This window comes from Streptomyces sp. CHD11 (genome assembly GCF_018638295.1).
In the GTDB taxonomy this organism is placed as follows: Bacteria; Actinomycetota; Actinomycetes; order Streptomycetales; family Streptomycetaceae; genus Streptomyces.
Genome location: NZ_JABTTS010000015.1, coordinates 12,616 through 34,417, shown reverse-complemented (window position 1 = coordinate 34,417; position 21,802 = coordinate 12,616). Strand labels below are relative to the sequence as shown.

Sequence of the window (21,802 nt, the reverse complement as noted above, 5' to 3'; positions counted from 1 at the left end):
CTTGCCACTGCCGTAGCCGCCGCCGTGACCGCCCCGGTCGTCCTCCTCTCGGCCGCGCCCGCCTTCGCCGACGAGCGGCCGACCGCCCTGGGTCAGCGGGCGCAGTCCACGATCGAGGAGCTCCAGCGGGCCGTCGACCGCGCGCAGAAGGAGTACGACGCCGCCGTGCTCGCGGTGGAGGAGGCCATCACGTTCCTCACCGAGGGCATGGAAGAGGAGACCCACCCCACCAAGGCCGCGGTCATCGAGGCCGAGAAGGCCGCCGAGGCCGCCGCCAAGGTCGAGACCGAGGCCGGCCAGGCCGTGGTGGACGCCCGTGCCGCGCTGGACGAGGCCGCCACCGACGAGGAGAAGGCCACGGCGCAGACGGCGCTGGACAAGGCCGAGAAGGCCGCCCTGGAGGCGGCTCAGGCCAAGAAGGCCGCCGACACCGAGGCCACCGAGGCGCGGACCGCCCACGAGGACGCCCGTGTCGCCCAGACCCGCAGGATCGGCGCTCTGCAGAAGGTGCAGGACGAGGCCGAGGAGAAGCTGGACGACGCGAAGAAGGCCCTGGCGGACGCCAAGGCCGGGGAGGAAGAGGAGCCGGGCGGCGAGTGCGTCCCCGAGCCCCGGCTCACCACCGTCGTCAGTGGGCTGGAGGACAGGATCGTCGGCGGAACCACGGAGAACTTCACGCTCCGCGTCACCAACGGCACCAGCCGGACGATGGACGAGGTGTACCTCTACACAGCCGTCCACGCCTTCGCCAACAAGAGCGCCAAGGAGCTCGGCTCGTACCTGGACCTGGAGTGGTCCACGGCCGCGGACCCGAAGTGGCGCGATGCCGGCGTCCTGAGCGGGCCGTCCGTCGGCGCGCTGGAACCGAAGGCATCGGCCGACGTCAAGCTGCGTCTGAAGGTCGACGCGGACGTCCCGGCCGGCCAGGGCGTGGCGCTCGTCGCGGCCGACTACTTCAACGAGGACGGCTCCTGCGGCGGATACCCGGACTTCGAGCAGTACGAGTTCAGGATCCTGGCCAAGGGCAGTGACCCGGGCAAGGACAAGGACGCCGAGGACACGCCCGGCACGACCGACAACACCACCGGCCAGGGCGGCAGGTCGGCCACTCCGGCGAGCACCACCGCGGGCGGCGTCACCGGGACGCTCGCCGCGACGGGTGCGGGCGACACCGTGCAGCAGGCCGCCCTGGCGGGCGGCGCGGCGCTCGTGCTCGGCGTCGGCGCGATGGCCGCGGCCCGTCGCCGCACCGCGCGCACCGGCGCCTGACCGGCACTCCCGACGCGAAGAACCGCCCGGCGGACGCACAGAGCCGCAGGGCCCGGCCACCACGTGGCCGGGCCCTGCGCTGCGGATGAGGCTCAGGTACGGATCACCATCGGTACCAGCGGCCCCGGCCCCCACCTGCCGAGGTGGAGCGCATGACGAAGCCGAGCAGCCAGAGCACCAGAACGGCGATGGCGACCCACCAGAGCACCTTCACGGCGAAACCGGCACCGAAGAGGATCAGGGCAAGAAGCAGAACGAGTAGCAGGGGAACCATAGTTATCAACCTCCTGGACCCCGATTGCCCGCTGTAGCCACCCTCACTCACGAATCTCACCTTGTTTGTGAAGGAAAAACGGGGGCACCAGGGAGGCCCCGCCACGACGGTGTACCGGCCGCCGGAGAGAACCGCGGAGCGACGGCGTCGTCCGGGAAATGCCGGGAGGGGCCCGGAAGACCGTGCGAGAGTGGGCACATGACGTCACCGGGAGCCGCCGCCCTGACAGTTGACGAAGTCGAGGAGCTGGCGGTGGAAGGGCTGCGCCGGCTGACCGGGGCGGCGCGAGAGACCCCCGGAGGGGGCCTCGCCTGGCCGGCCAGATCTTCGGACGCAGCGTGCGACCCGACCCTCTACAGCGGCACGGCCGGTATCGTCCCCGTGCTCCTGGAGGCGTGGCAGCACTTCGGCGACGACTCCTACGCCGATGCCGCCCTGCGCACGGCCCGCGGCCTCGCGGACTCCGCCGACGGCATCGACGACGACTCCCTCTACTTCGGCCGCACCGGAATGGCCCTCGTCCTGCGGGCCCTGCACCAGGAACTCGGCGACACGGCCGCCGGCGCCGCCGCCGACCGCGCGCTGCACCTCGTGCGGTCACGCTTCGACGGAACCCGCTGGGGCGAGCTGTTCGAGCTGATGGGCGGCAACGCGGGAATCGGCCTCGGCGCCCTCATGGCCGGCGACGCCGAACTGGCCGTCCTCGCCATGGAACCGTACGCGCGGACGGCGGAGCGGACCCCGGCAGGCGTTCACTGGGCGCACCGCCCGGGTACCGCATCCCGTCTGCACCACATCTCGCACGGCACCCTCGGCATCGTCCTGGCGCTCGCCCGGGTCGGCGGGGCCACCGGCCGGGCGGACCTGGCCGAGCTGGCGCTGGCCGGTGCCGCGGACGTCGTGGCCCGTGACGAAGCGGGACCGGAGGGCTTCCTGGTGCCGCACTCCACCCCGCAGTTCCGTCCCGATGTGATCGAGCCCGTCAGCTACGGCTGGTGCCACGGTCCGGCCGGTGACGCCCAGGTCTTCCGACTGCTGCGGGACGTCACGGCAGACCCCGTCTGGTCCGCCCTCGCCGACCGCTGCCTGCAGACGATCACCCACTCCGGCCTGCCCCGCCGGCTGCGCCCCGGCTTCTGGGACAACAACGGCCGCTGCTGCGGCACCGCGGGCGTCCTCGCCCTGGCCTGCGACCGGATCGCCGAGCAGCAGGATCCGTACGACTTCGCCCACGTCCTCGTCGCGGACCTCGCCGTCCGTGCGATCCGGGACGGCGACGGCGCCCGCTGGTCCAACGTCGAGTACCGGGACGCCCCGAGCGACCTCGAACCGCGTACCGGCTGGGCGATGGGCAACGCGGGCATCGTCCGTGAACTCCTCCGCTTCGTACGGCTGAGCCGCGGGGGCGACCCCCGGTACGCCTTCACCTGGCCGGACCAGCCTCCGGTACCGGCCCGGCCGGCGACCCGCTCCCTCGGTGCCGGCGCCGTGTCGTGACGTGACGGGCCCTGCCCTTGTGCGCCGCCGCGGGACGCAGACGTGGCGGCAGCCACCCGAGTCTTCCTCTCGTGCGGTGGCTTGTCCACGGGGTCGAGGCCCCATTGACAGGACAAAGGGTGGACCACACAATCAGCGGCATGACCGGACACTGGTTCGACACCACGGCGGGACCCCTGCGCGTCCCGGACCGGACCGGATGCGAGCGCTCCGGCCGATAGCCGGATCGCCGCCGAGCCGCGTGCTCGCAGCGCCGTAGCCCAGGCCCGTACCGGCCACTTCCCCGATGTGCCCCGGATACCGACGGCTCGGGGCGCCCGGGTCTGACTTCCCGGCCTCTCGATCGTCCGGACGACTCCGGTACTCGCGCGTCGCACCGCCGTCCCCCTTCGGCCGCCGCGCTCAGGGCCGCCGCGTCTCCGGCTGACCGCCATCTGCCATGCCACCTGCCGTGCGTCTTGCGCCAGGCGCCACCTGTCACGCGCCGGGCGCCACGCACCACGCGAACGAGGAGAGACCCCATGACGGTGACCGTGACGAACGCCAGACCCACGACGGCGCTGCGCGAGGCGCGGGTGCCGGAGGGCGGGATGCACGAAGGCGCGCGTACGCTGCGGCGGCTGCCCGACGGGTGGCGGGAGCGGCCCTACGAGCACTTCGAGCTCGTGCCCCAGGCGTGCACGATCGGGGCGGAGGTGAGGGGCGTGGACCTCTCCCGCCCCGTCGGCGCGGCCCTGCGGGAAGAGCTGAACCGTGCCCTGCTGGAGTGGAAGGTGCTCTTCTTCCGCGCCCAGCACCTGACCTCCGACCAGCAGCGCCACTTCGCCCGTCACTGGGGTGAGTTGGAGACCAATCCGCTCCTCGCCCGCGGTACCGACGAGGAGGTGGTGCTCTTCGACAAGGGTGACGGCGCCACACCGACGTTCGAGAACGTCTGGCACGCCGACGTCACCTTCCGCGAGCGTCCCGCGCTCGGCGCCGTGCTGCAACTGCGTGAGGTGCCGCCGTCCGGCGGGGACACGATGTGGGCGGACATGGCCGCCGCGTACGACAACCTCCCGCAGGAGGTGAAGGACCGCATCGACGGTGCCACCGCCGTGCACGACTACATCCCCGGCTTCGCCCGCTTCTACGGCCCCGAGCGGCTCGCCCCGTTCCAGGACCTCTTCCCGCCGGTGGAGCACCCGGTCGTGCGCCGCCACCCGGAGACGGGCCGGCGCATGCTGTTCGTCAACACCTCCTTCACCACCCGGATCACCGGGATGGAGAGGGAGGAGAGCGACCGGCTGCTGCGCTACCTCTTCCAGCAGGCGCACGTTCCGGAGTACCAGGTGCGGTTCCGCTGGCAGCCCGGCGACGTCGCCTTCTGGGACAACCGTGCCACCCAGCACTACGCGGTGAACGACTACGGACCGCACCGCCGCGTGGCCGAACGCGTCGCCATCGCCGGCGACCGCCCCTTCTGACGACACCCCGGTACGGCCTCGGGCCGGGTACGGCGCGAGGCCGTACCCGGCGGCGGCGGGGCCCACCGAGGTGTCCATGGCCGACGCCGGCCGGCCGGGCGGATCAGCGCAGTCCGGCGAAGAGATCGTTCTCGGGCACGGCCGCACCGGTGGCGTCCTTGACACGAACGAAGGTCTCGACGCCCATCAGCTCGCCGAACCTTTCCTTGCCCATCCTGAGGAAGAAGATGTTCTCGCCCTGACTGGCGTGCGCGGCCAGCGCGTCGAACTTCTGGCCACTGAACGCGGTGGTGTCCACCCACGTGGTGATCTCATCGTCGGGGAGGCCGATCTCGGCCATCGCGGCGGCCTCGGCGGGATCCGGATCCGGCATCTCCGGATGGAACTCGCGCATGATCTCGCCGAACCGCCGCATCCCCGAGCGGGGCATCGTGGTCCAGTACACCTTCGGTGTCGACGTGGTCATCTCCAGCGCCGCCATCGTGATGCGGTGGGCCTGGATGTGGTCGGGGTGACCGTAGAAGCCGTTCTCGTCATAGGTGACGACCACATCGGGCCGGTAGTGAGCCATGAGGTCCGCGAGCCGGGCGGCGCCCTTCTCGACGGGGGTCTGCCAGAAGGACCCGGGGGCGTCGTTGCTCGGCCAGCCCATCATCCCGGAGTCGGCGTAGTCCAGCATCTCCAGGTCGCTGACCTTCAGGACGCCACAGCTCGCCTCGAGTTCCCGGCGGCGCATCAGGGCGACGGCCGCCGGATCGTGCCCGGGATCGCCCGGCTTGACGCCCCCCGGCCCGTCACCGCAACCGCCGTCGGTACACGTCACGAGAACTGTGCGGATGCCTTCCGCCGCATACCGCGCGAGGATTCCCCCGGTCCCGGTGGCCTCGTCGTCGGGGTGGGCGTGTACGGCCATGAGCGTCAGGGGCCGGTCGGTCATGAAGCAGTCCTCCTGGGGAAAACATCCTGGTCCGGGCTGCGCGGCGGGCATGCCGCGATCCGGGGCCCGGCTCCCGGTGGGGCGGACGGGCTCATGCGCTCCCCGTCTCCCCGCACGCGCGGCACCGGCACCTCGGTCGGTGCAACAACGCGGGCCGGACCGGCTGTTCCCACCCGGGCCGCCCGGCTTGACCGCCTCGGCCGGGCGCCGGATCCGGCGGACGGTGTCGTGGTGCCGGCGCGCGGCTCGCCGGTCGTGGTCACGCCGGTGCGCCTGGATCTCGGGGGCGTTCGCGACGGTCCGGTCGCAGAGGCGGGCGAACGGCTCGCGCGGGGATGCGCCGAGGGAGGTCAGCGGGTACTCGACGCCGACCGGCCAGGACCGCCGCGGCGCAGCTCATGAGCGCAGGCCTGGTCGGCGGCGCCCGGACCCGGGACGGCGGACAGGACCTCGAGGCCCTGTTCCGCGGTCTCGCCGGGTAGCCGAACGTGCGCCTGTGGGGCCGACGGCCGACGGCCGACGGCCTCGGGGCGTGGTCGGGGCCAGGGGCGGCGTGCTGTCCTGGGAGACCCGATCGCGCATGACCGCGACCGGGTGTGCCCGCGGAGCCACCTTCCCGGTTCGCCGCGGCCCGGGGGCAGCCGGGCCGCGGCGGGTGGGTGACCTGCGGGGAGGGGCTCAGCTTCCGGTGAGGGAGATGGCCAGGTCCGTGATGTCCAGGGGGAACTTGGACCTGGAGGCGTCGGTCACGGGCGTGGCCTCGCCGGTGAGGAGGTTGATGCTGTAGAGGGAGGGCCGGTCGGCGCCGGGGGCGGTGAGAGTGGCGAAGGCGGCGTTGCCGGTCGTCCTGCCGCCCGACAGGGTGCTGAAGATGTCCATCCCGGCGTTGATCTGCGCGCCGATGCCGAGGTCGCCGGCCGGAGCCAGCGTGCCGTTGTTGGCCGGGGACTGGAGAACGATCTGGTCGCTGGTCGTGTTGATGTCGAACAGCGTGGTCCCGGTGCCCCCGTTGAGGTCGTTGTTCGTATAGGCGGCGGCGGAGACGCCCTTGGTCGTGCCCTCGGACGGCGGGGTGGTGAGGTTCAGGTCCTGGACGGTCGTGTGGTCGTTGAGGTTGTGCCGCAGGTTCTGGCCGTTGTCGCTGATCACCCGCAGCCGGTCGGCGGCCGGGTTGAAGTCGACGCCGAAGTTCGTGCCGTGCAGCGCGTACTGGAGCTGGGACACCTTGGTGACCACGACGTCCGTGGTGGCCGGCGGGGTCTTGATCGTGTAGATGCCGCCCCTGTTGCCGACGCCGTACATCAGGCCGTTCTGCACCCGGAAGTCGATACCGATCAGAGCCGAGTCGCCGGTGAGCCCGACGACTTCCCTGACCCAGTCGAGCACGTTCGGCCGGTCGGTCGTGAACGTGGCCATCAGGGTGCCGTCCCCCGTGATCCCGAACGCGCGCAGGCTGGGAGTGGCGGCGGGAGCGGCCGAGCCACTGCCCGGCGCGCTCAGCATGAGCGCTGTCGACGTGGTCATGACCGCCACCGCCGCCGCGATTCTCTTTCTCGTTCCTGATGTCACCGGTAATGCCCTCCCGTGTGAACAAGCACCATTGAGTCGCGCGCAGATGAGAGAAACGCGCACCGATTCCCGTGCTGATCCGGCAGTGGTGGCCGGAATGACTGCCGTGATGTTCCCGACGGGCCGGTACGCGGTTCCCATTAAGGCCAGGTCACCGTGTCTCCACAAGTGAGACAGACGATGGGAATGTCCCGTTCCGGGGATTTTGCGCACTGTGGCAAAGCGTCCCGGACGCGGTCGTCTCCCATGTGTGAGAAGTGATGAATGCCGTCCGGATTTCCCCTGTCGGCTTCTTCGGCCGGAATGGCATGCTCGCGCCCATGGGCAGCTTCTTCGCCGAGTTGGCCCGGCAGGCACCGGCCAACGCGCGCCGGGAGGTCGAGGCGTACGCGCGCGAGATTCCGGAGTTCGGGTTCCTTGGCTCGAACTCCCGGGCGCGGGCCGAGACGCTGGAGTACGCGTTGTGGCTGCGGCGCCGTACGGTCGACCTGTCGTCGGACAACAGCGAACTGAGCGACGACGACCTCGGCTACATCGCGTCGATCGGCGAGGTGCGGGCCGCAGCGGGGATGCCGCTCGACGCACGGCAGCGGGTCCTGCGACTGCACACCTCACTCATGCTGCGCGAGATCAACGAGGCGACCGAGGCCCAGCGCGGCGCCGGTGTCGACGAACTCATGCGGATGATGAACTGGTTCGCCCCGCAGGGAGAACGCGGTATCCGCGCCTACAGTCAGGGATTCGTGACGGCGCTGCGGCACCGTCTGCCGTACGTCGAGCAGGCCGCCCTGCTGGCCCGGTCGCTGCTGAACGCGGATCCCATCGCGGCGGAACTCGCTTCGGCACTGGGCATGGAACTGCCCGAGCGCTGCACGGTGACGGTGATCCGGGTGCCGGACCGTCCCGTCGGTGACCGTGACCTGGAGGGCGAGATCGAGAGGCTGGTGAAAGCCCACCAAGCGCCGGCCATGTGGTGTCCGGGCAGGGGGAACAGGAGCGGTGAGCTGATCGTCCTGGTTCCCTTGCATCCCCCCACGCCCCCTCAGGCGGCCGAGGGGCCCGGTACAGCCGGGGCCGCGCAGCCGCACTCCGCCCCCGACCTCGGCCCCGACCGCTTGCCCGACCTCGTATCCGGTCTCGTACGGGACTTCGCCCAGGCTCTCGGCCGCCCCTGCGCCGCCGGTACCGTCCCCTCACCACTGTCCGAGGTCGCCGACGCTCTCGCGACGGCCCGGCGGATCAGCAGGGCGGCGCCGCTGCGACGGGCGTCCGCTCGGCTGCGGCCGTACACCGTCTCTGACGTGTTCGTCGAACTCGCCGTCGCGGACGCGCCGTTCCTCGACGCGTGGCTCCACGCCGTGGGCCGGAGCCTGCGACCCGGCCCGGACCTCCTGGTCACACTTGACGCGTACTACCACCACGACATGCACCGCGGTACCACGGCGGCAGCCCTCAACGTCCACCCCCGCACCCTGGACTATCGCCTCCGCCGGGTGCGGGAGCTCACCGGCATCGACCCCGGCTCGACGCGCGGCGTGCGCATCCTCAGCTCGGTCGTCATGCGGCACCTGTCGACAGCGTGACCCCGAACCGGGCGAACATCCGGAGCCGGGATGCCTGCCGGGACGGGCCGCAGGGAGGTACGTGGCCCGGGTCCGGTGACGCCGGCGCCGGGATGTCCCCCACCTGGCGCGTACCGCGATGCCTTGACGGCTTGTGCTCCATGGGCGGGTCAGCTCGGTCGGATCCGCCCGGTGGAGGGGTTCCAGGACGATATGGTCGGCTGCCGGTGGCCGGTCCGTCGCGGGAGTGACGAGGGGGAGGGCGATGTCGGGGACCTCGCTTGGCACAAGCCTCCTGCTGACGGTGCTCGCGTTCGTCGCGTGGACCGGGTACCGGGTGGCTTCCTTCGGCGGCATGTGTCTGGTTCTGGCCGGTGGAGGACTGGTCCTCCAGGAAATGGTCGGGTGGATGCCCGCCGAGCACGTGGAGCTGCTGGTCGGGCAGTTCGGGGTCGTGGCCGTGGCAGCGGTCGTCGCCATTCCGTTCGGTCTGCGTCGCCACCATGACGGGTTCTCCGGCATGGTCACGGCCGTCGTGTTCGCCGTGGTCTCGGTCGGGATCCTGCTGTTCACCGAACCGGCCCCGTTCCTACGGATCGTGCCGGCGGCGTCGGCAGCCGTCCTCATGCTGATCGCGGTGCACGTTCTCGGACAGCTGTCGGTGCTGCCGAGGGCAGCCGCCGGGACGTACCTCCCGGTCCGGCGGATGTGGCGGTGGAGCATGCTGACCGCGTCGGCGGGCATCCTGGTTGGCGCCGCCGGCGGAATGATGCCGCAGCCCTGGCTCGCGCTCAGCCTGCTGTTCCTCGGCTTCGCCGGCTTGGCGGTCGCGCTGCAGCTTGCCGCTTTCACGTTCATCCTGGTCCGCAACGGCGCGTTCGCGCAGGCGTGGGCCAAGCCATGGTCGCCCACCCGGCGGGCGGCCACCGTCGATCTGGTCGTGTGGGTCGCGGTGGATGTCGGTGCTCTGGTGATGCTGGGCGTTCCGCTGGTCGTCCGGTCACCCGCGCCCGTCACGGCCGCGCTCCTCGTCGCGGGCTCGGCCTGCGTGGTCACGGGCGGCGTGACGCTGCGGAGGATGCTGGACCGCGCTGCTCACCATCGGCGCCACCGGGAGACGCCCGCGAACCTGCCGGCCGCATCGGCGCTGCGGGAGCTCATGGAGTCGGAGCCGGTGTACCGGCTGCTGCCGGGCATCGCACGGAGGGGGTGAGGAACCTTGGACGCCGACACGATCCAGGCCGGCACAGCGGTGGTGGCAGTGTGGCTCTTCCTCCCCGTCCTGTCCCGCGGCGACGCCGTCAAGCCCGCCGCGCTGTGTCTGGCCCTGGTGACGGGCGGGCTGCTGTGGGAGTCCTCCGACCCCTGGATGCCGGCGGACCTGCAGCCGGTGCTTCTGAAGTCGGCCGTGGCACTCCTGGGGTTCGCGACGGCGGTGATCGTCATGAGCATGCGCAGTGGAGACGGCTCGCGGTCCGGCGTCGCGCTCATCGGCGCGGCGGGGATCACCGGTGTGGTGCTGCGGTACGACCTCGGCGAGTACCGGTCGATGGTGATCCTGAGCGCGACGGTCCTCATGGTCGTGGCGGCCGGCGCAGGCGGGCACATCCTGCTCGTGCGGCACGTCCTGCGCCGGGAGGAGCCGCAGGCCGCGGCGAGTGTCCACACCCTGTGGGTGACGGGGATGACATGGGCGGTGCTGCTGTCGTGCGGACTCACCGCGTGGCGGTTCGAGACGATGCCGCGCTGGGCCACCCTGCTGGTGGCGACGGCGTCCGCCGCGGCCGGGATCGCGATGCTGACGGTCGGCCAGACCGTCGTGCTGATGTGGCGGCACCCCGGGTTCGCCGCGGCGTACGCGGTGCCGATGTCCCAGGCACGGATCGACGTCCGGGGTGCCATGGCCGGTGGCGTCCTGCTGCTGTCCCCGGCCGTTCCCCTGCCCGGGATGGTGCGGGCCCTGGGTGGTGGCCCCGACTATGTCGGGGCGGTGACCTGGATGAGCACGGCGTTCGTCGTGATCGGGGTCTGGCGGGTCATGCGCGTCATCCGAGGTGAGGCCCTTCGGCAACGCCGCAACGCCATGGCTGGCCCGGCTGCGGCGGGGGTCCGGGAGCTGGCCCTGGACGATCCCGTCTATCGCCTGCTGCCAGGGGTATCGGGCAGACGTCGCTGAGACCGCTCGAATTCCTTCAACGCGGCTTGGACCGCACGGCGTTCGGAGGCAGGCAGGTCACCTCTGCCCAGCATCCCCTTCAGCACGCTCCGCGCCTGGCCGCCGTACCCATGGCCGACGAGCTCGGTGACGGCGGCGGTCTGCTTGTCGACCGGCAACCCGCTGGCGGACAGCCAGATCGCCATCATCAGTCCCCACAGGACGTCCGGGTCATCGGCGGTTCCCACGTTCCAGGAGTCGGCCAACTGCGACTCCCAGAGCCGGTCTTCCTCGACCAGCGAGCTGAACTCACGCATCCTCCTCAACGCCTGGTGCACGTCGCCGCTCACGCCGAGACCGCGCAGTGTCTCCACGACGGTCCCCGTCTCGCCGAGGCGGTCGAGCTCGGCCACCATGCGCAGCCGGGCCAGCACCGGCCAGGTGTGGTCCCGGGCGGCGTTGCGGAGCACGAGCCGGTCCCGGGTGTCCTCACCGGCACGCCGTACCAGCAGGTCGACGTGCCGGAACGGATTGCCCTGCGGACCCGTGCTCCGGGGAACGGGATCGGCGCCCACGTAGGCCGCGTTGTGCACGAGCGCGAGGTCGCCGGCCGTGTTGCTGTGGACCTGTCTGGGCTCCGGCAGGTTGCTGCCGCGCAGCGTGCGGAGCAGATGCCGGTACACCGCGCCGACCGACAACAGGCTGCCCTCTTCGGCGATGCCGTTGCGCAGGGTGTCGATCAGCTCCCCGGTGAAGACGGTGTACCGCTCGCCCTCGTTGAACAGCGACTGCAGGTCACCCGGCGCGGAGGCGAGGGTGTAGGTGCCCGACAGTTCCACCTGGCCCAGCAGGTCGGCCTCGGCGCTGCCGAGGGCCCGGATCGCCCGTCCCGAGTAGCAGCAGTCGAGGATGAGGACCCTGGTCCGGGCCGGACTCGCCTGAACCGCCTTGCGCAGCAGACTGATGGGCAGTGCGGTGTACTCGGACATGTCCGGGTCGGTGTCTTCACAGGCGAGCAGCAGCTCGCCGTCCTCGCCGATCAGACCGTGGCCGGAGAAGTACACGACGAGGACGTCTTCGGCTTCCCGGCACCACGCGGCGATCTGCCGGATCGCGAGATCCCTGGTGGGGTCGGCGAGCGTGTGGCACGTGTCCGCGCCCAGCCCGCCCAGCCCGGGATCACGGAAGATGCGAGCCAGTCCGTCGACGTTGCCTGCCACCGGTGGGATGTCCGGCAGCCCGTACCGGTAGTGCGCGGTGCCCACGAGGACCACCCGTGACCGATCCGGGTCGGCAAGCCGGAGGCGCCCAGTCGCCACAGGCCGACTCAGTCCTCGTCCAGAGTGCGGGAGAACTCCGTCACCATCTCCTGCAACTGGGCCATTTCGGCCGCCCGAACCCGATCCGCGGAGATCGTGACGCTGCGATCCCCCTTCTTGACGGTCGCGGTGATCTTGGTGCCCCGATGGCGCATCCACACCGACAACGTGCCGATCAACGCGGTCACCGCACCGCCACCGCCCGCGGCGACCGTGATCGTCTCGAGCACCGCCCCCATCTGACCGGGCCCGGGCTCCTCCCGCCGCAACCGCGTCCGCCCGGCGAAGTCGTCGTGGCCGCTGAGCCACCGCTGCAAGGACAGCACCTCGTCGATACCGCCGTCGACTGTCAACCTGAGGCTGCTCGGATCTTCGACTGCCATGGTTATCGACGCTAGCAGTCACCCAGTGGCCGAGTCAGGGGTTCGCACAGTGTCGACCGGGCCGGTCACGCGGCCATCAGCGGTTGGCCCGCCGGGACTCCCGGCACCGTCCCGGGCCGGCAGACCTCCGCCTGCGTGCTGGGCTCACATGCCGGAGAGCCGATGGTGCGGACGTGGCGCGCCGCGAGGGGTGGGCGGACCCGCCGGAGCGGCACGCGACCGTGATCGCTCCGGCGTGAGCACCCGCGTGAGCGCCCGCCTGCTGGTCAGAGATGGAACCTGCCTGCTGGTCAGAGATGGGACCCGTCTGCTGGTCAGAGATCGAACTCGTGCGGCGGGAGGTCGAGGGCGTAGCACGCCTCGCGAACGACGGCCTGCTCGTCCTTGTCGAAGTCGCCGTCGGCGCCGCCGATCACGATGCCGATCTGCACCACGGCCCGTGCCTCGGCGGGCTTCTTCTTCGCCTTGGCGATCTCCTGGAGGACGCTGACCTTGCCGAGGGCGAAGTCGGCGGCGAGCTTGTTCAGGTTGTCCTCGAAGCGGCGGTGCAGGTCATCGGCGGGGAAGTTCTGCAGTACGTCGTTGGTGGCGATGAGTTGGGCGACGCGCTGGCGTTCCGAGGGGTCGACGGTGCCGTCGGCTGCGGCGACCAGCGCGCACATCGCCATGGCGGCGTCGCGGAAGGCGCCGCTCTTCAGGTCGTTCTTCTTCGCCGTGAGCTGGGTCTGCATCTGCGACGCGGACTCCTTGAAGCGGTCCCACAGGGCCATGAACACTCCAAACAGATCAAAGGGAGCCCCTGCGCGGTGCGCCTCGGGGCGGTCGAGAGCTCGTGCTGCGGCCGGGAAGCGGATGGCGGAGCGCGCGGCTCCGTCCCCGCACCTGGCGTGGGATGCCGGCTGCCGCTCAGTCCTCGCTCTCGTCGTCGTCGCCCTCGAAGAAGTCCCCCACCTCGTCGACGACCTCGGCGGCGACCATACCGCCGACGACACCGACCGCGAGTCCGGCGGCTCCGGCGGCGATCGCCGTGCCCATACCGGGGCCGGAGCCGTGGCGGTCGCCGTCGTGGTGGTGATCGCCGTGTCCGTGGTGTCCGTGTCCGGCGGAGGGCGCGCCGTGCCCGTAGGCGGACCGGTGCTCGACGACCCGGCGGATCCAGCCGTCGACCTCGGACGTCCAGTCCCGGGTGTCGTGGTGACCGACGGTGAAGCGGGTGAGCGCGTCGTGGCCGGAGGAGAAGAGGCCGCCGCGCTTGTCGGCTTCCAGGACCACCTCCAGGCCCGCGGGGCCGGCCAGGAAGGTCAGCTCGACCTCGTTGATCTGGTGCGCGTACCGGGGTCCGGGGTGCAGCTCGATCTCCTGGTAGAAGGGGAGCTGCTGCCCGGTGCCGCCGATGTGTCCGTATTCGAGGTCGGCGGACCTGAAGCCGAAGCCGAGCTGTCCGAAGGCCTCCAGGATCGCTGCCTGGACCGGCAGCGGGCCGACGGTGAGCTGGTCCAGGTCGCCCTTGTCCTTGGCGCCGGCGACCGCGAGTTCGGTGCGCACACCGAGCACGATGCCCAGGGGCTGCCCGTACAGCTCGGTGACGGGTGTCTCCCAGGGCAGTGTGATGTCGAAGGGGACGCTGCGCGTCTCTTCGGCGGCCAGCCGGAAGCCGCCGCCGACGGTGAACCGGTCGAAGACGACGGCGCCCTCGCTCTCACCCTCCTCGTGCTCGGCCTCGACCCGGGCCACGAGGTCGAGCGTGACGTGCTCGATGTCGAAGTCGGCCTGGCCGCCCTTGAGGACCACCTGACCGCTGAGTGCGCCGCCGGGCAGAACGGGAGCCGGGTCGAGGACCGTGTCGACCGTGGGGGCGCCCACACCGAGAGAGCCGAGAAGTCGCTTGAACACCATCGTGGCGTCCACTCCTTACGCGTGCTTGTTCTTCGTCAGGAAGGCGCCGACCGCCCGCATGGCGGCCGACGGCACCACCGCCGTTGACCGGTCGGCTACTTGGCCGCCTCGAGAGCGGCGAGAGCCTGCGCCCAGCGGACGTACTTCAAGTCGGCCAGGTCCGCGACGGTCTTGACGCCGAACGCCTCCTGGAGCAGCTCACCGTCGCGGTCGGAGACCCCCTTCAGGGCTCCGACGGGAGCGGCGAGTATCTCCTGCAGGCTCTTGTCCGCCCACGCCTTGTCCAGCACCTTGTCCAGGTCGATCGAGGCCATGTGTGTCGTCTCCAGAGGTGCGCGGCCCGGGTCGGCCCAGGGCCTGTTTCTACAAACGAGTAGAAGCATAGAGTCGGCTCGGCGGATGAAGGGCGCGGTGCGGGACGCCTCGCCGGGAAAGGCCGAAATACACCCCTGGGCCGACCAGAGGCTGGTGGGCGCGAAGGCCGTTCCCCGGGGGGGCGGAGCGCCGGAGATCGAGGGGACGCGCGCCGGGGGTGGGGACCTGGTTCCAGCCAGAACGGCCTGCTGTCTGCACGTACAGGTGGGGAGACGGCGCCTGTCCGCCGGATCGGCGCACCACTCCGGTCACCGTATTCACCGGTCGGTTGTGCGCCGAGGGCCCTTCCGGCGCACCCGGCCGGCGCCGGGGCCGGTCCTGCTCTGGTCGCCTCCGCGCCGGGCGGGCGGGCGGGCTTGCTCGGTCGGGCACGATGACGCCCCGTACGCGCCGAGCGGCGAAGCGCCTCGCGCTCTCAGCCACCGCCGCCCACCACGGCCCGACCGTCCTCCACGACGATGCCGACGCAGCACTGTCACCCGGCACGCATCCGGCCTGACCGTGCACACCGTCCACGACGTCGTCCGAGCGCCGGAATCGTCCGTCCCGCCCTGCGCTGCCGCGGGTACGCCGGCATCAGTGGTTGCGCGGGGTGACCAGGCCGGACTCGTAGGCGAGGACCACCAGTTGGGCGCGGTCACGGACGTGGAGCTTGGCCATGGCCCGGTTGACATGGGTTTTCGCGGTCATCGGACTGATCACCATGTGTCCGGCGATCTGGTCGTTGGACATGCCCCGCGCGACCAGGGCGACGGCTTCGCGTTCACGGCTGGTCAGTTCTTTCAGCTCCGTCCGGACACCGGTCGGAAGGGGTCGGCTGATGTGTCGGTCGATGAGCCTGCGGGTGACCGAGGGGGCGAGCAAGGCGTCTCCGCGCGCGGCGACGCGTACGGCGTGGAGGAAGTCCTCCGGCACGATGTCCTTGACGAGGAATCCGGCAGCGCCGGCGCGTAGCGCGTCGAAGACGTACTCGTCCATGCCGTAGTTGGTCAGGATGACGACGTGCACCCCGGCCAGGGACGGGTCCGCGGCGATGCTCCGGGTCGCCTGGATACCGTCGACGACCGGCATCTGGATGTCGATGAGCGCGACGTCGGGCAGGTGGTCCCTGATGAGAGCCAGCCCCTCCCTCCCGTCACCGGCCTCGGCCACCACCTCGATGTCGTCCTCGAGGTCGAGGAGTGCGCGGAAACCGCTGCGAATCAGCGGCTGGTCGTCGACCAGCAGGACACGGATCATGACGTCCCGTTCAGGGGGAGTTCGGCCTGGACGGTGAAGCCGCCCTCCTCACGCGGCTCCGCGCGCAGCCGGCCGCCGAGGGCGGTGACGCGTTCGCGCATGCCGGCCAGTCCGACGCCGGGCACCGGCGCGGAGTCCGGCGTCGCCCCGCCGTCGTCGTCGATGCGCAGGGCGAGGGTGTCCTGGCGGCACTCGATCCGGACCGATGCCGTGCCCGCGCCGGCATGCCGAACGATGTTGGTGAGCGACTCCTGCACGATCCGGTAGACGGTCCGGCCCACCGCGGCCGGCACCTCGTGCCGCTCTCCTTCGATCGTCAGGGTCGCCTCCAGGCCAGTGGTGCGGGTCCGTTCGACCAGCTCCGGGACGTGGTCGAGCCCACGCGGCGGCGTCGTGCCGTCGTCGCGCACCGCCTCCAGGGTCGCCCGCAGTTCCCTCGACGCCTCGCGCCCCGCCTCCCGGATCGCCAGCAGCGCCTCCGGCACCTGTTCGCCGCGCTTGCGGGCCGTGTGAACCGCGACCTCGGACTGCACCTTGATGACGGAGATCTGGTGGGTGAGGGAATCGTGCAGTTCCCGCGCGATGTGCAGCCGCTCCTGGTCCGCGCGGCGCCGCGCGGTCTCCTCCCGGCTGCGCTCGGCCTCGTCCGCCCTCCGCTCGGCCTGCCGCAGCGCCTCACCCGCGGCACCGGCCGCGATGAGCCAGGCCAGCTCGAGGGCGCCCCTGGCCCGCGCGAATGCCTCGCCCGTGTCGTGCAGGCCCGAGGTCAGGGCCGCGAGGGGGAGGAGGGCCAGCATGGCCAGGCTCGCCGCCACGGTGGTGGTGCGGTGTCCCGCTCGTACGGTGGCGTACACCGCGAACAGGTAGGCGACGGCGGGTACGTCGAAACCGGCCGCTTGGTAACCCACCGCGCACAGCCCGGTGACGGCGAGGACGACGACCGGAGCCCGGTGGCAGGCCGCCAGTGCCAGGCCGCCTGCCACCAGCAGCGCGTACCCGAGCAGGTCGAGCCCGGTCGCCACGCTCCGCCCGGACATCCCCGTGAGCAGCAGGGCCGACGCCACCCCGACGGCGATCGCCCAGTCCCTGATACCGGCGCGGACACCGAACCGCCTCGCCCTCATGCGCGCACCCTAGCCGGAGGCCGCCGGGGGCGAGTCCCGCTCGTGGTGGAGTACCTGGCTACCGCGCCCGCAGTACCTCCGCGGGGCCTGCGGCATCCGCGGTAGCCAGGTGCGCCGTCGGCGGCAGCGCGAAACGCGTCCGTCTGCGGGACGACCGGCGGGGTCCCCGGCAGACATGCTCGGGTGACATCCGCACCTCGGGAACGAGACGCACGAGACGCACGAGACAGGAGAGAGACATGCGCCCATCACGAGCCCCGGGACCGGTCCGACGTGCGCTTGCCACGGCCGGAGCCGCCTTGACCGGACTCCTCGTGCTTGCCGCACCGGCGGCCGCGCAGGTCTCGGCCCAGTCGGCCGAGGCGGAGCCATACACCCTGACTGCCGCACGATTCTGGGCCACCGCGGCAGCACTGCTGGCGCTGGCCGGCGTGGTCATCGGCGCACTGGCTCTGGCCCGCTCGGGCCGCCGTACCGGCAGGGGTGGGACGGCGAGGGCTGTCACGGCCCTGGTGGCGGGCCTGATCTCCGTGGTCGGCGGCGTGCTGAACCTGGCTCTCGCCGACGGTGGCCCCGGCACCGGGAACGGAGTGGTGGGCGGCGCCGCTGCCCTGGTGCTGGGGCTGATTGCCACGGTCCTCGGCAGGCTGGCTCTGGTCCGCTCCGGCTCGCCGCGGCCCGGGGGCAGCCGGGCCGCGGCGGGTGGGTGACCGGCGGGAGGGGTTCAGCTCCCGGTGAGGGAGATGGCCAGGTCCGGGATGTCCAGGGGGAACTTGGACCGGGAGGCGCCGGTCACGGCCCGGGGCTCGCGTGGTGCGCGAGTTCCGCTGCCTCCAGCACGCGGATGATGCGCACCAGGTCGGCCGGGGCGGCCGCGAGGCGGACCGGCTCGCCCGCGTCGTCGAGTTCGGCGATGTGCCAGCCGCGGGGAACCGAATCGCCGTCGTCGCCCCGGACACGCCGCACGTCCTTGACGGTGAGCCGCTGCGCCGGGATCGGCCTCGCCGCGAACCGTCCCGGGCCGGAGTGGGGCGTCACGGCGGGCGGGCCGCCCCCGATGACGATGTGGGTGCCGAAGCCGTGCGGGTTGTAGTCGGTGTGCTCCAGGAAGCGCGCCGTCAGAAACATCTCTCCCTCGCCCGACTCCCGGACCGCTCCGATCGCCGCGGCATCCGCGGGTGCAGCCACCGGCGGGGGACGAGTCACCCTCGTACGGCAAGGACCGCGTGGGCTCGGGGACGCGCCAGACGATGGGGACCTGCTCGTCGAGTGGAAGCGAAGGGCCGCCGACGCAGATGTAGCGGATGAAATAGTGCACGGCCAGCCGGAATGCTGAAGTGACCCCTTGAGCACCGAAACCGCATCCCCTTCGGCCAGTCCTTGAGGCAGTCGCCGTCGCGGATCTCGCCGTCCGGCTCGACGGCCGGTGTCCAGGCCGGGGCATCGATGCATCTTCCATGATCGGGAGATGCACCGCACGTTCCACAGTCGGTCCACACCGGCCGTGCGTGAGGTCCGGATTCCGTGTCCGGCCAGTCTCCGGGGACAGGAGCGGGCGGGTTGCCATTGAACCGTCGGCACGACGAGACCGTTGCGGCTCACGTCATGCTCGGCAGCTTATTCGGTCAGGAGAGGTGAAATGGCGTCAGAACGGGCCAAGGAGCTGGAGCAGAAGCTCGAAAATATAGAATACGACATGGAGCGCGTCGGTGGATGGCAGCAGAACCATAACGATGCGATCGTACAAATGGGCCAGTATTTCGACTACCTCGGAAACGACCCGCTCCGCCAGGCTTCCGAGGCGGAGGGGGTCACCGATCAACGATATGAGGCATCCAGGAGCACCTCCGGGATGTGGGCTGAGCGCGAGAGCCAGCAGTGGGAGTCCTACCGGCAGGGAACGGCGTCATTCGTAGACGTACAGCAAGTCCATACGCAGTACGTCAATTCTATGGAGACAACGGTGGAGGCCGCTCGCGCCCACGAACGCAGCATGCGTCAGCACGCAGCAGTGCAGGAGGAGTACGTAGAAGTGGTGAGGAACAACATCCTGGCCGAGGAAGCCAGGCAGAGAGAGATGGCACAACAGAATAGGCTTGCCGAGCATGTACGCAGGCATCAACCCGCCGGCAATTCACGCGACCCGGGAGGTTCCTCATCCAGCCGTCGCCATGACCCGAGCACCCGCGGGCATGGCGCCAAAAAGAAGAAACACGGCCGCCGATAAAGCGTCGCTTCCTATGGTGCGGTCGGTCGTCGAAGGTGCGTGACGGATCTCGTTGAGCGGTTGGTGCCGGATGAGTTGTGGGTGCTGTCTCGGCGAAGGGTGCCGCCGACTGGGGTGAGGCGTCGGCAGGGCGGGGGCCGACGGCGGTCAGGTGACCGCGAGATCCTGGCGGCGGTCGTCTTCGTGGCCATGGCCCGAACACCGGCGGCAGTTGCCGCCGGTGTTCGGGCCGGCCTGGCCCACCGGCTACCGGTGTTTCGCCCAGTGGAGCCGGGACCGGGTCTGGGCCCGGATCCACGGCGTCATCCTGGACGAACTCGGCGCCCGTGGTGAGCTGGACTGCTCGCGGTGCGCGATCGACACCCAGAGCGTCAAGACCTCCACCAGTGTCCCCGCCTCCAGTCAGGGCACCGATTGCCGGGAAGAAGATCATGGGACGCAAGCGGAGCGACGGATCGGCGCATCGCCACCGTCGCCCAGGTCGACGCGCTCGCCTTCGTGATCGGTATCCGCCGACGGCTCATGGTTTACCTCGGCGCCTACGGTCCGCTGCGGCCGGAGGAGCCGGCGGGTCTCCACCGTCGGGACATCGACGTCGACAACCTCGTGATCCGCGTGCGGGTCGCCGCGCCGGAGCGGACCGACGGCAAGCGGGCACCCGGGCCGACCAAGGGCGGTTTCCAGTGGTCGTCCTCCCGGCCTTCCTCCGGAAGGAGGTGAGGCGACACCTCGACTGGTTCGGGGAGAAGGGCCCGGATGGGCTGGTCCTCGTGAGGGGCAGTACGCGGCCTTCCGGCGAACGACCTTCGGGCGGAAGTAGCGGCGGGCCCGTGAGGTCGCCGGTCTTCCGGACGGCTTCCGCTTCTACGATCTCCGCCAGACCGGGCACACCCTGTCGACCCGTTCGGGTGCCACCCTCCGGGACACGATGGTGCGCGCCGGCCAGTCCTCCGAGACGGCGCTGCTGATCTCCGCACTCCGAAGAGGACCGGCAGCCGGAGGTCGCCGCCGGACTGGACGACCTCATACGCGCCGAGCGTGCGCAGCACCACACCGACGACCGTGCGCACCACAGGGAGGAGCCGTCGGCGGGCTAATGGTGCGGTTGTGGTGCGGCATCCGCTCACCGGTCTGGACAACAAAGAACCCCCGGGCCGATGACCTGGGGGTTTCACATGGAGCGGGTGACGAGAATCGAACTCGCGCTCTCAGCTTGGGAAGCGACGGCGCTTGCGCGAGCGTGAGGCTGCTGACCTGCGTGGATTCAATGTGCTGCGGTAGGCGTGGGCGTCCTGTGGCACCGCTGTTGACCGTAGGTGTCCGCTCTGAAGGGCACACTGTGGGCACGACACTGCGAGGTGGAGGACCACTGCTCTGATGTGGACTGCCCGGTGTGCGGGCTTGGGCATGCGCAGAGCGACTGAGCGCGGCAGTTGCGGTCGCGCATGGCTGCCGGGCCCTCGCCTCGGCTCGGAAGATCACAGAATGCGGGATCACCCCTACGGACTTCGACCTCCACGAGAAGTGGTTCGGTGCGAGATGCGGCGAGCACGTTGCGGGGCCACAGCTCGATGCCGCACACCCATGGTGAGCGCGGCCAGTTTCGTCGTCTGCGATCGCGGCATCCGATGAGCCGACGGACGAGGCACCTACGTGCGTCAATCCGGTACATGGACTACCCTTGGTACATGTCCATGAAGCGCACGAACGTCTACGCCGACCCCGAAGACCTGGCGATCATCAAGGAGGCCGCGAAGCGTCGGGGGATAAGCGAGGCCGAGATCATCCGCCAGGGCATCCACCTCGCGGCCATGGCGAACAGGGTCTGGGACGAGCCGCTGTTCTCACGCACCTTCGAGGGGACGGGACGCACACCCTCCAGATCGGAGGTGCGTGACACGGTCGCCGACGCTGTCCGCCGTGAGACCGACCCGGACTCCGGAACCGCCGCGTGATCATTGTCATCGCCGACACGTCCGGCCTCCTGGCGGCCCTGGACTCGGCCCACCCCGAACACCGGGCGGCCAACGAGGCGATCATGGCGGCCGGCCTCCTGGTCATGTCCCCGCTGCTGCTGGCCGAACTGGATCACGTCGCCACGCGCGAGCTCGGCAGGACGGCCGCCCTCGGCGCGGTCGACGACCTCCGGCGCTGGATGAGCCGGGGACGTATCGTCATGCCGGAGATCACGGAGGACCACCTGGGCGCCGCCCAGTCCGTCCGTGTCCGCTACCGTGCGCTGGACCTCGACCTCGCTGACGCGGTCAACGTGGCGCTCGCTGCCGACTACGACACGGACGCGATCCTCACCCTCGACCGACGTGACTTCCGGGCCGTACGCCCCTTGGGCCACCACAAGGCGTTCCGGGTACTCCCCGACGATCTCCCGCTCTGATACGACGAGAGTCGAACTCGCGTTCTTCGCTCGGGAGTGACGGTGCTCGGGCAACTCGTGCGGCTCTGGTGCGCACGGATGTTGTGCAGCAGGGTGGGAACGGTCGCTGAGAACA

The 21,802-nt window shown here is 70.8% G+C and carries 20 protein-coding genes and 2 pseudogenes; 11 read left to right on the top strand and 11 right to left on the bottom strand.

The annotated features are described in order from the left end of the window. Positions 1-24 precede the first annotated feature (24 nt). Positions 25-1,269: a peptidase gene (locus HTV45_RS17485; protein ID WP_308309691.1), complete on the top strand. Its 1,245-nt coding sequence runs from the start codon at positions 25-27 to the stop codon at positions 1,267-1,269. 103 nt (positions 1,270-1,372) lie between these two features. On the opposite strand, the gene HTV45_RS17480 is transcribed toward HTV45_RS17485, so the two are convergent. After that, positions 1,373-1,543, bottom strand: a complete 171-nt coding sequence (locus HTV45_RS17480; RefSeq protein WP_103543168.1) for a hydrophobic protein — start codon at positions 1,541-1,543, stop codon at positions 1,373-1,375. 198 nt (positions 1,544-1,741) lie between these two features. Here HTV45_RS17480 and HTV45_RS17475 point away from each other — a divergent pair, with 198 nt between their 5' ends. Together HTV45_RS17475 and HTV45_RS17470 are read left to right on the top strand one after the other, a co-directional pair. Next, positions 1,742-3,040, top strand: a complete 1,299-nt coding sequence (locus tag HTV45_RS17475; protein WP_215206728.1) for a lanthionine synthetase LanC family protein — start codon at positions 1,742-1,744, stop codon at positions 3,038-3,040. A 521-nt stretch (positions 3,041-3,561) separates the two neighbouring features. Continuing rightward, on the top strand, positions 3,562-4,506 hold the full coding sequence (locus tag HTV45_RS17470) for a TauD/TfdA family dioxygenase (protein WP_215206727.1): 945 nt from the start codon (positions 3,562-3,564) through the stop codon (positions 4,504-4,506). A 103-nt stretch (positions 4,507-4,609) separates the two neighbouring features. Here the strand turns inward: HTV45_RS17470 and HTV45_RS17465 are convergent, their stop codons facing one another. Together HTV45_RS17465 and HTV45_RS17460 are read right to left on the bottom strand one after the other, a co-directional pair. After that, positions 4,610-5,443, bottom strand: a complete 834-nt coding sequence (locus HTV45_RS17465) for a PIG-L family deacetylase (protein ID WP_215206726.1) — start codon at positions 5,441-5,443, stop codon at positions 4,610-4,612. A 678-nt stretch (positions 5,444-6,121) separates the two neighbouring features. Continuing rightward, a complete protein-coding gene (locus tag HTV45_RS17460) occupies positions 6,122-6,967 on the bottom strand; it encodes a DUF4394 domain-containing protein (RefSeq protein WP_215206725.1) in 846 nt (281 codons plus the stop codon). 365 nt (positions 6,968-7,332) lie between these two features. Here HTV45_RS17460 and HTV45_RS17455 point away from each other — a divergent pair, with 365 nt between their 5' ends. The 3 genes from HTV45_RS17455 to HTV45_RS17445 all read left to right on the top strand — a co-directional run bounded on the left by HTV45_RS17455 (position 7,333) and on the right by HTV45_RS17445 (position 10,750). Then, positions 7,333-8,595 carry a CdaR family transcriptional regulator gene (locus HTV45_RS17455; RefSeq protein ID WP_215206724.1) on the top strand — a complete coding sequence of 421 codons (1,263 nt, stop codon included), beginning with the start codon at positions 7,333-7,335 and terminating at the stop codon, positions 8,593-8,595. A gap of 244 nt (positions 8,596-8,839) precedes the next feature. Continuing rightward, positions 8,840-9,787, top strand: coding sequence for a hypothetical protein (locus HTV45_RS17450; RefSeq protein ID WP_215206723.1), 948 nt, complete (start codon positions 8,840-8,842; stop codon positions 9,785-9,787). A gap of 6 nt (positions 9,788-9,793) precedes the next feature. Next, a complete protein-coding gene (locus HTV45_RS17445; protein WP_215206722.1) occupies positions 9,794-10,750 on the top strand; it encodes a hypothetical protein in 957 nt (318 codons plus the stop codon). Here the strand turns inward: HTV45_RS17445 and HTV45_RS17440 are convergent. The 7 genes from HTV45_RS17440 to HTV45_RS17410 form a co-directional block, all read right to left on the bottom strand. After that, positions 10,711-11,994: a caspase domain-containing protein gene (locus HTV45_RS17440; RefSeq protein WP_215206721.1), complete on the bottom strand. Its 1,284-nt coding sequence runs from the start codon at positions 11,992-11,994 to the stop codon at positions 10,711-10,713. The two genes, HTV45_RS17445 and HTV45_RS17440, sit on opposite strands and share 40 nt — an antisense overlap. A gap of 62 nt (positions 11,995-12,056) precedes the next feature. Then, positions 12,057-12,431, bottom strand: a complete 375-nt coding sequence (locus tag HTV45_RS17435; protein WP_215206720.1) for a hypothetical protein — start codon at positions 12,429-12,431, stop codon at positions 12,057-12,059. A 314-nt stretch (positions 12,432-12,745) separates the two neighbouring features. Beyond that, positions 12,746-13,201, bottom strand: coding sequence for a tellurite resistance TerB family protein (locus HTV45_RS17430; protein ID WP_215206719.1), 456 nt, complete (start codon positions 13,199-13,201; stop codon positions 12,746-12,748). Between the two features lie 136 nt (positions 13,202-13,337). Beyond that, positions 13,338-14,327, bottom strand: coding sequence for a sporulation protein (locus tag HTV45_RS17425; RefSeq protein ID WP_215206718.1), 990 nt, complete (start codon positions 14,325-14,327; stop codon positions 13,338-13,340). A 95-nt stretch (positions 14,328-14,422) separates the two neighbouring features. Then, complete coding sequence (locus tag HTV45_RS17420; protein WP_215206717.1) at positions 14,423-14,641, bottom strand: hypothetical protein; 219 nt, start codon at positions 14,639-14,641, stop codon at positions 14,423-14,425. 637 nt (positions 14,642-15,278) lie between these two features. Continuing rightward, the gene (locus HTV45_RS17415; RefSeq protein ID WP_215206716.1) at positions 15,279-15,941 is read right to left on the bottom strand and encodes a response regulator transcription factor; all 663 of its coding nucleotides are present in this window, start codon (positions 15,939-15,941) and stop codon (positions 15,279-15,281) included. Further along, complete coding sequence (locus tag HTV45_RS17410; RefSeq protein WP_215206715.1) at positions 15,938-17,065, bottom strand: sensor histidine kinase; 1,128 nt, start codon at positions 17,063-17,065, stop codon at positions 15,938-15,940. Before HTV45_RS17410 ends, HTV45_RS17415 begins: the two co-directional genes overlap by 4 nt. 299 nt (positions 17,066-17,364) lie before the next feature. On the opposite strand from HTV45_RS17410, the gene HTV45_RS17405 reads away from it, so the two are divergent. After that, positions 17,365-17,775: a DUF6223 family protein gene (locus tag HTV45_RS17405; RefSeq protein WP_251692281.1), complete on the top strand. Its 411-nt coding sequence runs from the start codon at positions 17,365-17,367 to the stop codon at positions 17,773-17,775. An 82-nt stretch (positions 17,776-17,857) separates the two neighbouring features. On the opposite strand, the pseudogene HTV45_RS17400 reads toward HTV45_RS17405, so the two are convergent. Next, positions 17,858-18,199 (bottom strand): annotated as a pseudogene (locus tag HTV45_RS17400) (PH domain-containing protein); the annotation flags it as partial. A gap of 505 nt (positions 18,200-18,704) precedes the next feature. Between HTV45_RS17400 and HTV45_RS17395 the strand changes: the two are divergent. The 4 genes and pseudogenes from HTV45_RS17395 (at position 18,705) to HTV45_RS17375 (ending at position 21,687) form a co-directional block, all read left to right on the top strand. Continuing rightward, positions 18,705-19,292, top strand: a complete 588-nt coding sequence (locus HTV45_RS17395) for a hypothetical protein (protein WP_215206714.1) — start codon at positions 18,705-18,707, stop codon at positions 19,290-19,292. A 355-nt stretch (positions 19,293-19,647) separates the two neighbouring features. Further along, positions 19,648-19,738: pseudogene (locus tag HTV45_RS17390) on the top strand (IS5/IS1182 family transposase); the annotation flags it as partial. A gap of 1,242 nt (positions 19,739-20,980) precedes the next feature. Continuing rightward, positions 20,981-21,247 (top strand): CopG family transcriptional regulator, encoded by a 267-nt coding sequence (locus HTV45_RS17380; RefSeq protein WP_006141902.1) that lies wholly within the window; start codon positions 20,981-20,983, stop codon positions 21,245-21,247. Beyond that, complete coding sequence (locus HTV45_RS17375; protein ID WP_006141903.1) at positions 21,244-21,687, top strand: PIN domain-containing protein; 444 nt, start codon at positions 21,244-21,246, stop codon at positions 21,685-21,687. The genes HTV45_RS17380 and HTV45_RS17375 overlap by 4 nt, the downstream gene beginning before the upstream one ends. The last annotated feature ends 115 nt before the right edge of the window (positions 21,688-21,802 follow it).

Coding starts and splice junctions, on each gene's coding strand:
- HTV45_RS17480 (WP_103543168.1), bottom strand. CDS start 1,543: ATGGTTCCCCTGCTACTCGTTCTGCTTCTTGCCCTGATCCTCTTCGGT.
- HTV45_RS17475 (WP_215206728.1), top strand. CDS start 1,742: ATGACGTCACCGGGAGCCGCCGCCCTGACAGTTGACGAAGTCGAGGAG.
- HTV45_RS17470 (WP_215206727.1), top strand. CDS start 3,562: ATGACGGTGACCGTGACGAACGCCAGACCCACGACGGCGCTGCGCGAG.
- HTV45_RS17465 (WP_215206726.1), bottom strand. CDS start 5,443: ATGACCGACCGGCCCCTGACGCTCATGGCCGTACACGCCCACCCCGAC.
- HTV45_RS17460 (WP_215206725.1), bottom strand. CDS start 6,967: ATGACCACGTCGACAGCGCTCATGCTGAGCGCGCCGGGCAGTGGCTCG.
- HTV45_RS17455 (WP_215206724.1), top strand. CDS start 7,333: ATGGGCAGCTTCTTCGCCGAGTTGGCCCGGCAGGCACCGGCCAACGCG.
- HTV45_RS17450 (WP_215206723.1), top strand. CDS start 8,840: ATGTCGGGGACCTCGCTTGGCACAAGCCTCCTGCTGACGGTGCTCGCG.
- HTV45_RS17435 (WP_215206720.1), bottom strand. CDS start 12,431: ATGGCAGTCGAAGATCCGAGCAGCCTCAGGTTGACAGTCGACGGCGGT.
- HTV45_RS17430 (WP_215206719.1), bottom strand. CDS start 13,201: ATGGCCCTGTGGGACCGCTTCAAGGAGTCCGCGTCGCAGATGCAGACC.
- HTV45_RS17425 (WP_215206718.1), bottom strand. CDS start 14,327: ATGGTGTTCAAGCGACTTCTCGGCTCTCTCGGTGTGGGCGCCCCCACG.
- HTV45_RS17420 (WP_215206717.1), bottom strand. CDS start 14,641: ATGGCCTCGATCGACCTGGACAAGGTGCTGGACAAGGCGTGGGCGGAC.
- HTV45_RS17415 (WP_215206716.1), bottom strand. CDS start 15,941: ATGATCCGTGTCCTGCTGGTCGACGACCAGCCGCTGATTCGCAGCGGT.
- HTV45_RS17410 (WP_215206715.1), bottom strand. CDS start 17,065: ATGAGGGCGAGGCGGTTCGGTGTCCGCGCCGGTATCAGGGACTGGGCG.
- HTV45_RS17395 (WP_215206714.1), top strand. CDS start 18,705: ATGGCGTCAGAACGGGCCAAGGAGCTGGAGCAGAAGCTCGAAAATATA.
- HTV45_RS17380 (WP_006141902.1), top strand. CDS start 20,981: ATGTCCATGAAGCGCACGAACGTCTACGCCGACCCCGAAGACCTGGCG.